The sequence below is a fragment of the Aquabacterium sp. genome (genome assembly GCF_034003525.1).
Classification (GTDB): Bacteria; Pseudomonadota; Gammaproteobacteria; order Burkholderiales; family Burkholderiaceae_C; genus Aquabacterium.
Map to the genome: position 1 here is coordinate 46,702 of NZ_JAVEYN010000013.1, position 13,169 is coordinate 59,870.

A 13,169-nucleotide genomic window follows, 5' to 3' on the forward strand; every position below is an offset into this window, starting at 1 on the left:
ATGAGTGTCGCCAAGAGCCTCAAAGTGCGCGCCGGTTTGCTGTCAGGCTTGATCCTGGTGGCCATCCTCGGCATCTGGTATGTCGCCACCGCGAGCGCGGGTGGCACCTCTGCCGGGGCCAATCTGACGCCCGAGCAGATCGAGTACGCGCAGATGATGGGACAGGACCCCTCAGCCAAGAAAGCCGATGGCTTCCCCACGCTGGGCCAGATGGGCGAGACGGTGTGGTCGCATCTCTCGCAGCCGTTCTATGACAACGGCCCCAATGACAAGGGCGTGGGCATCCAGTTGGCGCACTCGTTGGGGCGCGTGGCGCTGGGCTTCGGGCTGGCCTGCCTGGTGGCGATCCCGCTGGGCTTCGTGATCGGGATGTCGCCCCTGTTGAACCGGGCGCTGGACCCCTTCATCCAGGTTCTCAAGCCCATCAGCCCCCTGGCCTGGATGCCGCTGGCGCTCTACACCATCAAGGACTCGACGCTCAGCGGGATCTTCGTGATCTTCATCTGCTCGATCTGGCCGATGCTGGTGAACACCGCCTTCGGTGTGGCGGCGGTGAAGAAGGAATGGCTCAACGTCGCCGCCACGCTGGAGGTCAGCCCCTTGCGCAAGGCCTTGCAGGTGATCCTGCCGGCTGCGGCCCCCACCATCCTCACCGGCATGCGCATCAGCATGGGCATTGCCTGGCTGGTGATCGTGGCGGCCGAGATGCTGGTGGGTGGCACGGGCATCGGCTACTTCGTCTGGAACGAGTGGAACAACCTCTCCCTGAGCAATGTGATCTTTGCCGTGCTGGTCATCGGTGTGGTGGGCATGTTGCTGGACCTGGCCTTTGGCCGACTGCAAAAGGCGGTGACCTATGTGGATTGACACCTCGGCCCTCGATGGCCTCAAGACCGCGCCGCCGGCGGCTGCGCCCGACCGCACAGGATGCGCAGGAAAGGCTGCCGTGAAGACCCCTCTGCTTCAGATCGAACGTCTCGGCAAGGCCTATGTGGTTGACAAGCCCGTGTTTGCCGATGTCTCCTTCACGCTGGATCGTGGCGAGTTCGTCTGTGTCATCGGCCGCTCGGGATGCGGCAAGACCACCATCTTGAACGTGCTGGCCGGGCTGGACACCGCCACCGCAGGCCATGTGTTCATGGAGTCGCGGGAGATGGTCGGGCCCAGTCTGGAACGCGGCGTGGTGTTCCAGGGGCACGCCCTGATGCCATGGCTGACGGTGCGCCAGAACATCGCATTCGCCGTCAAGTCTCGCTGGCCGGATTGGTCGGTGGCGCAGACCAACGCGCATGTCGAGAAGTTCGTGCAACAGGTGGGCCTGACCCCTGCGATCGACAAGAAGCCCAGCCAGCTGTCGGGCGGCATGAAGCAGCGGGTGGGCATCGCCCGGGCCTTCTCCATCCAGCCCAAGATGCTCTTGCTGGACGAGCCGTTCGGCGCCCTGGATGCGTTGACGCGGGGCACCATCCAGGACGAGTTGATGGGCATCGTGCGCGAGACCCATCAGACGGTGTTCATGATCACCCACGATGTTGACGAGGCCATCTTGCTGGCCGATCGCATTCTGCTGATGAGCAATGGCGCCGAGACCGACCAGGGCTACAAGCCGGGCGGCATCGCCGAGGTGGTGGTCAACCCGCTGCCGCGAGAGCGCACGCGCGCCACCTTGCATCACCTCGATGGCTATTACGACCTGCGCAATCACATCGTTGACTTTCTGGTGTCGCGCGCCAAGGCTCACTGAGTGAGCCAGACATTGTTTCCACCCCTTTCCTTCCTCACATCAAGAATGGAGTTCTCATGAACCGCATGGACGTCACCGAAAAAATCATCAGCACCAAGGTGTCCAAGGGCATCAAGTGGGAAGAGGTCGCCCAAAAGCTCGGCCTCTCCAAGGAGTGGACGACGGCTGGCTGCCTGGGGCAAATGACCTTTGATGCCGCACAGGCGGCCATCGTGGGCGACATCTTTGACCTCAGCGACGAGGAGCGCAAGTGGCTGCAGGTGGTGCCTTACAAGGGCTCTCTGCCCACGCCGGTGCCCACCGATCCGCTGATCTACCGTTGGTATGAAGTGGTGAGTGTCTACGGCAGCACGATCAAGGAGCTGATCCACGAAGAGTTCGGTGATGGCATCATGAGCGCCATCGACTTCAGCATGGACATTCAGCGTCAGGCCGACCCCAAGGGCGATCGCGTCAACGTGGTGCTGTCGGGCAAGTTCCTGCCCTACAAGCAGTACTGAAAGACTGCGACGCACATGGCCCGTTCTCCCGCGCCCGCTGATCCGTCGGGGACGCCCAGTGCCGACGCCGCCTTAGGCGCCGGCAACTGGCACGCGCAGGAGATGCTCCTGATGCGGGAGGTGATGAAGCACATCGGCAAAAGCCTGGCGCCGGACGTGGTGCTGCACGAGATGCTGCACCTGTGCTCCGAACTGCTGGGCCTGAACCGGGGGCGGATCGTGCTGGCCGACAACCTCGAAGCCCTCATGGACCTGCCGCCCGGCAGCAGCCTGAAGGTGGCATCGGCCAGCATCCGCTATGCCTACGGGCTGACGCGGGACGAGCGCGAGCGGGGGCACTTCCGGCGTGGCGAGGGCATCACGGGCCGTGTGCTGGCCACAGGGCAGCTCATCCTCGTTCAGGACATCGACCGCGAGCCGACTTTCCTGTGCCGCACGGTGCAGCGGGATGACCTGCCGCCGGGGCCGGTGTCTTTCATCGCCATGCCGGTGCGGGTCGGGCTGTCCACCGTGGGGGTGCTGGCCTGCCATCGCATCCGCCATCGCTTTCGCTCACTGGCCGATGACCTGACCATTCTGGGCATCCTGGCCACGCTGATCGGTCAGTTGCTGGAGCTGCGCTTCACGGTGGAGCAACGCACCCGAACGCTGGAAGCGCACAACATGGCGCTGACGCAGGCGCTGGAGGCCTCGCCCGCGCGTTATGGCATCGTGGGGACCTCACCGGTGTTGCTGCGATCGATTGCCGAGCTGGAGCAGGTGGCTGCCACCAAGGCGAGTGTGCTGCTGCTGGGCGAGTCGGGCACCGGCAAGGAGATGTTCGCCCGTGCGCTGCATCTGGCCAGCCCGCGTCGGGACCACCCTTTCATCAAGGTCAACTGCGCGGCCATCCCCGAAACCCTGTTCGAGTCGGAGTTATTCGGCTACGAGAAGGGCGCCTTCACAGGGGCGGTGGGGGCGCGCGCCGGCTTGTTCGAGCAGGCGCATGGCGGCACGATCTTTCTGGACGAAATCGGCGAGCTGCCCCTGTCCATGCAGACCAAGCTCCTGCGCACCCTGCAGGAGGGCACCATCGTGCGCCTCGGCGGCAAGCGCGAGGTGCACATCGATGCCCGGCTGGTGGCCGCCACCAACCGCGATCTGGCTCATGAAGTGACCCTGGGCGCCTTCCGCGAAGACCTGTTCTACCGGCTCAACGTCATTCCCATTCGGCTACCGGCCTTGCGCGAGCGCAGCGCCGACGTGCATGAGCTCGCGATCCATTTCCTCAACCGATTCAACCAGGCCAACCAGCGCAACGTCAACCTCAGTGCGCGTGCGCTGCAGCGCCTGGAAGCACACCCCTGGCCCGGCAACATCCGCGAGCTGGCCAACCTGATCGAGCGCATGGTGTTGCTGGGGGACAAGAGCGTGCTGGACGTGGGGGACATTGAGCGCTTTTTGCCCCGCACGTCTGCGCCAGACACACCGCGGCCGCGTTGGTTGGCCGACGAGCGCCCCATGCGGGCGCCCGCCATGGAGATGTCCGCGGTGCGACCTTATCTGCCCGCAGGCTCCCATGCGCTGGCGGACCTCACCGAGGCCTTGCGCCAGCATGGTGGCAACCGCTCCCGTGCCGCCCAGGCTTTGGGGCTGACCTTGCGGCAGTTCAACTACCGGATGCTCAAGCTGGGCGGTGCGCCGCGTGATGCGGTGCCGTGACGGTCAATCCAGGTCTGGCGCTCGGTACACCAGCACCTTCAACGCCCGCTCTTCAGACACATCCGCAAACGCCGCCGGGTTGGCCACGCGCTCCACAAAGCGTAGGTCCGGCGCCTCCACCGCCATCAGGTCCTGCAAGAAGCCCGGCCCCAGCTTGGGCGAGTTCAGGCACAGCAGCGCGTGCCCACCGGGCATCAGCAGGTCGGGCAAGCGGCGCATCAGGCGCGCGTAGTCCTTCTCGGCCACGAAGCTGCCCTTCTGGTAGGTGGGCGGGTCGAGGATGATGAGATCGTAGGGGCCACTGCGGTTGATCTTGCCCCAGGAGCTGAAGATGTCGTGCGGCAGGAAGCTCACGTCCGACGTGATGCCGTTGAGGTGGTGGTTCTGCTTGCCAATCGACAAGGCGCCGGCGGCCATGTCCACATTGATGACCTGGCGGGCGCCGGCCTGCATGGCCACGACCGAGAAGGCACAGGTGTAGGCAAACAGGTTGAGGACCTTGAAGCGCGGGTTGCTGGCGCTGGCCTGGGCCACGTGTTCGCGCACCCAGCGTCGTCCCTCGGCCATGTCCAGAAACAGGCCGTGGTTGAAGCCGCGCATCAGGTGCACCTTGAACTGCGCGCCCTGTTCGCTGACCACATGCGGGTCCGGCACGGCACCGCACAGCAGGCGGGTGTCGGCACGCACCTCGTCGCGGTGCTGGAAGACCAGGTTCAAGGGCTGGCCCGGCATCTGTTCCGCCCAGCGGGCCGTCAGCGCAGCCTGAATGGGCGCCAGCTCATCCTCGCTCACCGCTTGGTAGCAGGTCAGCAGCAGGACCGGGGGATACCAGTCCAGCGCCCAGGGCTCGCTGCCGGGGTACACGCCACCGCGACCGTGGAACAGGCGTTGGGCATCGGAGGGCAGCGTCATCGTGGCGATGGCGTCGAGCAGGGCTTGTGGGGTCACGGCGGGGCAGGGAGGCAAAAATTGGGGGAGACAAGGCAGGTGTGCATTGTCGGCCATGGCGGTTGGCGGCAGGGTGGGCCGATGACCTTGTGCCTCACCCGGCGTCTGCAGCTTTGCTAACCTGCCAGCTTGCGCACCTCGTGCGCCGCCTGACACCGATTCTCTGGAGCGCCTGACATGAGCGACACACGCGACGATGCCCCCGGCTACACCCCTCCCGCCATCTGGACCTGGACCCCAGGCCACGGCGGCCGTTTCGCCAACATCAACCGCCCCATCGCCGGCCCCACCCACGAGCAGGCCCTGCCCGTGGGCCAGCACCCGCTGCAGCTCTACTCGCTGGGCACGCCCAATGGCGTGAAGGTCACGGTGATGCTCGAAGAGCTGCTGGAAGCGGGCCACACCGGGGCCGAGTACGACGCCTGGCTGATCCGCATCAACGAGGGCGCGCAGTTCAGCTCCGGCTTCTTTGAGGTCAACCCCAACTCCAAGATCCCGGCGCTGATGGACCGCAGTGGCCCCGAACCGATCCGCGTGTTCGAGTCCGGCGCCATCCTGATGTACCTGGCCGAGAAGTTCGGCGCCTTCCTGCCCACCGAGCCCGCCCAGCGGGCCGAGTGCCTGTCGTGGCTGTTCTGGCAGGTGGGCAGCGCGCCCTTCCTGGGCGGCGGCTTCGGCCATTTCTACGCCTACGCGCCGGTCAAGCTCGAGTACCCCATCGACCGCTACGCCATGGAGGTCAAGCGCCAGATGGACGTGCTCAACCGCCACCTGGCCATGCACCGCTACATGGTGGGCGACACTTACACCATCGCCGACATGGCCATCTGGCCCTGGTACGGCGCCTTGTCCAAGGGGCAGCTGTACGAAGCTGGGGAATTCCTGCAGGTTCACGAGTACAACCATGTCGTACGCTGGGCAGACGAGATCGCACAACGCCCGGCTGTGCGGCGCGGCCGCATGGTCAACCGCGTGATGGGTGACCCGGCCAGCCAGCTGCACGAGCGGCACAACGCCCGCGATTTCGAGACGAACACGCAGGACAAGTTGGCATGCCCCTGATCCTCTACGACTGCGCGACGGCGCCCAGCCCGCGCCGCGCCCGCATCCTGCTGGCCGAGAAGGGCATTCCCCACGAGACGGTGCAGGTGGACCTGCGCACCGGCGAGCAGCTGAGCGAGGCCTTCCGCGCGGTGAACCCGCTGTGCACGGTGCCCGTCTTGCGCACCGAGTGCGGCCTGCTGTTGACCGACAACGCCGCGATCGCGGCCTACGTCGAGGCGCAGTATCCCCAACATCGCCTGCTGGGCGTGAGCCCGGCCGAGAAGGCCGAGGTGGCGAGCTGGAACTGGCGCATGGAGTTCGAGGGCCTGATGGCCGTGGCCGAGGCCTTTCGCAACGGCAGCCCGGCCATGGCCAACCGTGCCTTGCCGGGGCCGCAAGACTTCCCGCAGATCCCGGCGCTGGCCGAGCGGGGCCTGCTGCGCACGCAGCAGTTTTTCGACATGCTCGATGCGCGCCTGGCCGACCGGGCCTTCATCGCCACCGAGCGTTTCAGCATCGCCGACATCACGGCGGTGGTGGCGGTGGACTTTGCGCGGGTCGTCAAGGTGCGCGTCACCGAGGCGCATCCGCACCTGATGCGCTGGCGGGCCGAGATGGCCGAGCGACCGTCCATGTCACTGTGAGGGCACAATGGGCGCGGCGTAGGTTTCCGTGCCGCAAGGCCTTGTTTGAGACGTGAGTGTTGCCAGTCCCCTTCCTTTGTTGATCGTGGTGGTCTTGGCCGGGCTGTGGGTGGTCTGGCTGTGGCGCCAGCCCCGTCGCCAGGCGCACCGTCGCCAGCGCTTGCAGGCGGCGCCTTTCCCCGAAGCCTGGGAGCGCATCCTGCGCCGGCGGGTGCCGATGACCCGCAGCATGCCGCCCGACTTGCTGGCGCAGCTCAAGCGGCACATCCAGGTCTTCGTCGCAGAAAAAGCCTTCATCGGCTGCGAAGGCCAGCCCATCACCGACGAGGTGCGCATCACGGTGGCGGCCCAGGCCTGCATGCTGCTGCTCAACCGGCCCACTGACTACTACCCGCGTCTGCGCCAGATCCTGGTTTATCCCCGCGCCTTCTGGGTGTCCCACACCCAGCCCGATGAGCACGGCCTCGTGCACGCCGACGACGAGTTGCGCGCCGGCGAGTCGTGGGACGAGGGGCAGGTGATCCTGGCCTGGGACGAGGCGCGTGACGGGGCCCGCGTCCCCGACGACGCCTTCAACGTGGTGCTGCATGAGTTTGCCCACCAGCTGGATGCCGAGAATGGCCTGAGCAACGGCGCGCCCGAGCTGGGCAGCGTGCAGCGCCATGAGCGCTGGGCCGAGGTGATGCGGGCGGCGTTCGCCGAGTTGCAGGCCCAGGTGGCGCGTGGCGAGGAAACCGTGCTCGACCCCTATGGGGCCAGCGAGCCGGTGGAGTTCTTCGCGGTGGCCACCGAGGCCTTCTTCGAGCGCGGCCAGGACCTCAAGCTGGCGCAGCCGGCGCTGTACGCCGAGCTGGCGGGCTTCTACCGGGTGGACCCAGCCGCCTGGTGAGCCGGTTCGGCGCCACGCGGCTCGCCCATGAAAAACGGCCTCTTGCGAGGCCGTTGGGCGTGACGCGCGGGGCGCGCGTCAGGTCAGCGGGTCAGGCGCCGATCAGGCCGCCAGCACGCTTGCCAGGGCGGCGTTCAGCGTGGCGCTGGGGCGCATCACGGCGTCCAGCTTGGTGGCATCGGGCATGTAGTAGCCGCCGATGTCGGCCGGCTTGCCTTGCACCGCCGCCAGTTCGGCCACGATGGTGGCTTCCTGCGCGCTCAGGGCCTGGGCCAGCGGGGCGAACTTGGCAGCCAGGGCCGCGTCGTCCGTCTGTGCAGCCAGCTCCTGCGCCCAGTACATGGCCAGGTAGAACTGGCTGCCGCGGTTGTCCAGCTGGCCGGTCTTGGGCGACGGGTTCTTGTTGTTCTCCAGCAGCTTGCCGGTGGCCGCGTCCAGCGTCTTGGCCAGGATCTTGGCCTGGTTGTTGCCGGTCTTGATGCCCAGGTCTTCCAGCGACACAGCCAGGGCCAGGAACTCACCCAGCGAGTCCCAGCGCAGGTGGTTTTCTTCCACCAGTTGCTTGACGTGCTTCGGAGCCGAGCCGCCCGCGCCGGTTTCGTACATGCCGCCACCGGCCATCAGCGGGACGATGGACAGCATCTTGGCGCTGGTGCCCAGTTCCATGATGGGGAACAGGTCGGTCAGGTAGTCGCGCAGGATGTTGCCGGTCACCGAGATGGTGTCCTTGCCGCGGATCACGCGCTCCAGGGTGTAACGCATCGCGCGCACCTGCGACATGATCTGGATGTCCAGACCGGTCGTGTCGTGGTCCTTGAGGTACTTGACGACCTTCTTGCGCAACTCGGCTTCGTGCGGACGGAACTCGTCCAGCCAGAACACGGCGGTCATGCCGGAGTTGCGGGCGCGGTTGACGGCCAGCTTGACCCAGTCGCGGATTGGCGCGTCCTTGACCTGGCACATGCGCCAGATGTCGCCTTCTTCCACGTTCTGCGACAGCAGGATCTCGCCGGTGGCGATGTCGACGATGTTGGCAACGCCGGCTTCCGGGATCTCGAAGGTCTTGTCATGCGAGCCGTACTCTTCGGCCTGCTGGGCCATCAGGCCGACGTTGGGCACGGTGCCCATGGTGCGCGGGTCGAAGTTGCCGTTGGTCTTGCAGAAGTTGATCATCTCCTGGTAGATGCGGGCGAAGGTCGACTCGGGGATCACGGCCTTGGTGTCCTTCGGACGGCCGTCGGCGCCCCACATCTTGCCGCCGATGCGGATCATGGCGGGCATCGAGGCGTCCACGATCACGTCGTTGGGGGCGTGCAGGTTGGAGATGCCCTTGGCCGAGTCCACCATGGCCAGCTCGGGGCGGTGCTCGTGGCAGGCGTGCATGTCCTGAATGATTTCATCGCGCTGCGAGCTGGGCAGGGTGGCCAGCTTGTCGTACAGGTTGACCAGACCGTTGTTGACGTTGACGCCCAGTTCCTCGAACAGCTTGCCGTGCTTCTCGAACGCTTCCTTGTAGAAGATGCGTACGGCGTGACCGAACACGATGGGGTGCGAGACCTTCATCATCGTGGCCTTGACGTGCAGCGACAGCATCACGCCGGTCTTGCGGGCGTCTTCGAACTGCTCTTCGTAGAAGGCGCACAGGGCCTTCTTGCTCATGAACATGCTGTCGATGATCTCGCCTTCGAGCAGCGACACCTTCGGTTTCAGCACGATGGTCTTGCCGCTGGCGGTCACCAGCTCCATCTTCACGTCACGGGCCTTGTCCAGGGTCATGGACTTTTCACCGTGGTAGAAGTCGCCGTGCTTCATGGTGGCCACGTGGGTGCGCGAAGCCTGGCTCCACTCGCCCATGCTGTGCGGGTTCTTGCGGGCGTAGTTCTTGACGGCCGCGGGGGCGCGGCGGTCGGAGTTGCCTTCACGCAGCACGGGGTTCACGGCGCTGCCCAGGCACTTGGCGTAGCGGGCGCGGATGGCCTTTTCCTCGTCAGTCTTGGGGTCTTCGGGGAAGTCGGGGACGGCGTAGCCCTTGCCCTGCAGTTCCTTGATGGCGCTGACCAGCTGGTGCACCGAGGCGCTGATGTTGGGCAGCTTGATGATGTTGGTCTCGGGCTGCAGGGTCAGGCGGCCGAGCTCGGCCAGGTTGTCGGGCACGCGCTGGGCTTCGGTCAGGAAGTCGGGGAACTCGCCCAGGATGCGGGCAGCCACCGAGATGTCGCTGGTGGTGACGTTGATGCCGGCCGGGGCGGCAAAGGTGCGGACGATCGGCAAGAAGGAACTCGTCGCCAGCAGCGGCGCCTCGTCGGTCAGGGTGTAGATGATGGTGGGCTGCTGGGTACTCATATCTTGCTTTCCGGATAGGGACAAAGGAAATGCCGCCGGCTGGATCGCAGCAACGGCGGGCATCACAGGGCCATGGTTTTGGCAAAGGCGTAACGATATCGCTACTTGAGGCAGATTGCCCGTTTCAGATCAATAAGTCGACTGATGGCCTCGGCCGTTGCAGGGGCAAGCACGGGGCGTGCCTGCCCGGTGGCGGGCCGGACGGCGGCTGTGGGGAGCGCCGTCAGACCCGGGTCAGCAGGGCTTGGCAGGTCTCGGCCGGCACGGGACGGCCGATCAGGTAGCCCTGGGCCTCGTCGCAGCCGATCTTGGTCAGGGCCAGGCGTTGCGCCTCGGTTTCCACGCCCTCCGCGATCACGGTCAGCTGCAGGGTGTGCCCCAACTGGACGATGGCCTGGACGATGGAGGCGCCGTCGGCGTCGGTCAGCATGTCGTGCACGAAGGACTGGTCGATCTTGAGCTTGTCCACCGCCAGGCGCTTCAGGTAGGACAGGCTGGAGTAGCCCGTACCGAAATCGTCGATCGAGAGCTTGACCCCCAGGGCTTTGAGCCCCTGCAGGGTGGCGATGGTGCTGTCCACGTCCTGCAGCAGGATGGATTCGGTCAGCTCCAGCTCCAGTAGGTGGGCGGGCAGGCCGGAGGACTGCAGGGCGTCGCGCACCAGGGCCAGCACGTCGCCGCGCTTGAACTGCAGGGCCGAGAGGTTGACGGCCACCACCGGGGGCTGGGCCAGGGCATCGGCCCACAGGCGGCCCTGGCGGCAGGCCTCGCGCAGCACCCACTCGCCCATCGGGATGATGTGGCCGCTGCGCTCGGCCAGTGCGATGAACTGCCCCGGCGGCAGCAGGCCGGCTTCGGGGTGTTGCCAGCGCACCAGGGCTTCGACGCCGACGATGCGGCCGGTGCGCAGGTCGAGCTGGGGTTGGTAGTGCAGGCGGAACTCCTGACGGCGCACGGCCTGCGCCAGCGCCCCGGTCAGGCGGATCTGGTCGACCAGGCCCGCGTTCATCTCGTGCGAGAAGAAGCGGTAGGCGTTGCGTCCGGCCTCCTTGGCGCTGTTGACGGCGGTGTGGGCGTGGCGGAACAGGGTGTCGAAGTCGCCCCCGTCGGCGGGGAAGAGGGCGATGCCGATGGAGCAGGACGCGTTGAGCGCGTGCTCGCCCACCTGGAAAGGCTCGGCGAAGGCCTTGCTGACGGTGTCGGCCAGGCCGGCGATGCGGGCGAGGTCGTCCGGGCCGGTGAGCAGCACGACGAACTCGTCGCCGCTCATGCGGCTGATGGTGGCGCTGGGCGGCAGGCACTGGCGCAGGCGTTCGACACACAGCACCAGCACCTGGTCGCCCACCGCGTAGCCCAGGCTGTCGTTGATGTGCTTGAAATGGTCCAGGTCGAGGTAGAGCAGGGTCAGCGTGCGGTGCTCGCTGCGGGCCACGTTGGCGGCGTGCGCAAAGCGGTCGCCCAGCAGCAGGCGGTTGGGCAGGTGGGTCAGCGGGTCGTAGTGCGAGAGGAAGTCCACCCGGGCCTTGGCCTCGGCGTGTTCGGCGCGGGCGCGCAGCGCGCTGATGCCGTAGGCCAGATCGTTGGCCAGCTCCATCAGCAGGTTCAGCTCGTCGGTGTCGAAGGCATCGGGCTCGCGGGCGTACAGCGTCAGGGCACCCAGCACACGGGCATCGCAGATCAGGGGCAAGGCCACGCACGATTGCAGCGCCAACTCGGCCGCCTTGGCCGCCCAGGGCTGCATGCGTGGGTCGTGCGGGATGTCGGTCACCAGGCTGGGCTGGCCGGTGCGGATGGCCGTGCCCACCACGCCGCGCCCTCGGGCCGTGTCGGCCCAGCTGATGTTGACCTGCGCCAGGTAGCCGCTGCGGTCGCCACATTCGGCCGCCACGCGCACGCTGCGTTCCTCGTCCTGCTGGGCAAAGCCGACCCAGGCCAGGCTGTAGCCGCCGCGCTCCACGCTGAGGCGGCAGATCTCGTTGAGCAAAGTGGGCTCGTCCTGGGCGTGCACCAGGGCCATGTTGCAGTCGCTCAGCAGGCGCAGGTCGCGGTTGAGGCGCTGCAGCGCGCGCTCGGTCTGCTTGCTGTGGCTGACGTCCTGCATCGTGCCGATGATCTGGGGGGCCTGTCCCTGCTCGTCGAACAGGGGCTCACAGCGTTGGTGGATGAACTTCACGCGCCCGTCGCGGTGCTGCAGGCGGTAGGCGATCTCGCAGGGCGTGCGGCTGCGCAGGGCGGCCTGGAAGTCGCGGTCCACGCGCTCGCGGTCGTCGGGGTGGATGAGGGTGAGGATGGTCTCGCAACTGGGCACGAAGCGCGCCGGGTCCTGCTCGAAGATGCGGTAGACCTCGTGAGACCACTGCATGGCGTGAGTGCGCAGATCCAGCTCCCAGTGGCCCAACTGGGCCAGGCGCTGGGCTTCGAGCAGGCGGGTCTCGCTGCGGTGCAGTTCGGTCTGGGTGTGTTCGCGCTCGGCGCTCAGGTCCTGCAGCTTGCGCTGGGTGTCGATCAGGCGGGCCAGCAGCGAGCCTTCCGGGGCGTCCTGGGCTGAGCGCGTGGGCGTGAAGTGGCCCTGACCGATGCGGGCGATCTGGGCGTGCACATCGTCCACCGAGCCGCCCAGCACGCGGCGTAGCATCTGGGCCGCGCGAAACAGCATGGCCATCAGGATGAGGCCGCAGGCGATCAGGGCGCCGCGGGCGTACAGCGCACGGCGCTCGGCCTGGGCCACGGCCTGGTGGGTGCGCGCGCGCATCAGGGTGTTGACCCGGTCGATGGGCGCCAGGATGGCGGCTTTGGCGGCCAGGTAGCGCGCATCGTGCAGCATCTGCAGGGCCTGCGCACGGCGCGCCTCCGCGCCGGGGCCTTCGATGTCACACAGGGTCATGGCTTTGCGCTCGATCTGGGAGAGGCGGTCGGAGTGCGCCTTGGCATGGATCAGGATGTCGAGCTCTTCAGACGGGAAGCCGGCCTGGCGCATCAGCTCCATCAGGGGGATGCGCTCGGTGCTGTCGGGGCGAGGCGCCTGGCCATCGACCAGCACCAGGTCCCAGTAGATGCCGCTGTAGCCCTGCGGACGAGGGTGGAGCCCGTCGCGGATGTCGAGGATGCGCTGGTAATGCTGGCGCGCCTGGGGGTGCTGGCTGGCCACGTAGAGGCGGGCCATGCGGGTGAGGTCGTCCGAGGACTGGTGCAGTTCGTCGGCCAGCAGGAAGGCGCGCAGGCGGGCCTCGTTGGCGCCATCGATGGCCTTTTCTGCGTTCGTGTAGACCGCGAAGGCCACGATCATCGCGCTGAGCGTGGCCAGGGTGTAGCCGATCTGGCGTGCGAAGGAGCGGGGGGCGCGTGCGTGGGTCATC

The 13,169-nt window shown here is 66.8% G+C and carries 10 protein-coding genes; 7 read left to right on the top strand and 3 right to left on the bottom strand.

Annotation, left to right across the window (positions count from 1 at the left end):
* Genes ntrB through RBT42_RS09520 form a run of 4 tightly spaced genes read left to right on the top strand, consistent with a single transcriptional unit; the run spans position 1 to position 3,945 of the window.
* On the top strand, positions 1-867 hold the full coding sequence (gene ntrB / locus RBT42_RS09505; RefSeq protein WP_320364485.1) for a nitrate ABC transporter permease: 867 nt from the start codon (positions 1-3) through the stop codon (positions 865-867).
* Positions 857-1,744, top strand: a complete 888-nt coding sequence (locus RBT42_RS09510; RefSeq protein ID WP_320364486.1) for an ABC transporter ATP-binding protein — start codon at positions 857-859, stop codon at positions 1,742-1,744. The genes ntrB and RBT42_RS09510 overlap by 11 nt, the downstream gene beginning before the upstream one ends.
* A 56-nt stretch (positions 1,745-1,800) precedes the next feature.
* On the top strand, positions 1,801-2,244 hold the full coding sequence (gene cynS, locus RBT42_RS09515; RefSeq protein WP_320364487.1) for a cyanase: 444 nt from the start codon (positions 1,801-1,803) through the stop codon (positions 2,242-2,244).
* Positions 2,245-2,259: 15 nt separating this feature from the next.
* Entirely contained in the window at positions 2,260-3,945 is a 1,686-nt protein-coding gene (locus tag RBT42_RS09520; protein WP_413785879.1) for a sigma 54-interacting transcriptional regulator, read from the top strand.
* Between the two features lie 3 nt (positions 3,946-3,948).
* Here the strand turns inward: RBT42_RS09520 and RBT42_RS09525 are convergent, their stop codons facing one another.
* Positions 3,949-4,857, bottom strand: coding sequence for a class I SAM-dependent methyltransferase (locus RBT42_RS09525; RefSeq protein ID WP_320364561.1), 909 nt, complete (start codon positions 4,855-4,857; stop codon positions 3,949-3,951).
* 213 nt (positions 4,858-5,070) lie between these two features.
* Here RBT42_RS09525 and yghU point away from each other — a divergent pair, with 213 nt between their 5' ends.
* From yghU to RBT42_RS09540, 3 genes are read left to right on the top strand one after another with little or no spacing between them, the layout of a single operon-like run.
* Positions 5,071-5,955, top strand: coding sequence for a glutathione-dependent disulfide-bond oxidoreductase (gene yghU, locus RBT42_RS09530; RefSeq protein ID WP_320364489.1), 885 nt, complete (start codon positions 5,071-5,073; stop codon positions 5,953-5,955).
* The gene (locus RBT42_RS09535) at positions 5,946-6,581 is read left to right on the top strand and encodes a glutathione S-transferase (protein WP_320364492.1); all 636 of its coding nucleotides are present in this window, start codon (positions 5,946-5,948) and stop codon (positions 6,579-6,581) included. The genes yghU and RBT42_RS09535 overlap by 10 nt, the downstream gene beginning before the upstream one ends.
* A 52-nt stretch (positions 6,582-6,633) precedes the next feature.
* Entirely contained in the window at positions 6,634-7,470 is an 837-nt protein-coding gene (locus RBT42_RS09540; protein WP_320364494.1) for a M90 family metallopeptidase, read from the top strand.
* A 102-nt stretch (positions 7,471-7,572) separates the two neighbouring features.
* On the opposite strand, the gene RBT42_RS09545 is transcribed toward RBT42_RS09540, so the two are convergent.
* Both RBT42_RS09545 and RBT42_RS09550 read right to left on the bottom strand, forming a co-directional pair.
* On the bottom strand, positions 7,573-9,813 hold the full coding sequence (locus tag RBT42_RS09545; RefSeq protein ID WP_320364496.1) for an NADP-dependent isocitrate dehydrogenase: 2,241 nt from the start codon (positions 9,811-9,813) through the stop codon (positions 7,573-7,575).
* Between the two features lie 223 nt (positions 9,814-10,036).
* Positions 10,037-13,168, bottom strand: a complete 3,132-nt coding sequence (locus RBT42_RS09550) for a putative bifunctional diguanylate cyclase/phosphodiesterase (RefSeq protein WP_320364497.1) — start codon at positions 13,166-13,168, stop codon at positions 10,037-10,039.
* Between the last annotated feature and the right edge of the window lies 1 nt (position 13,169).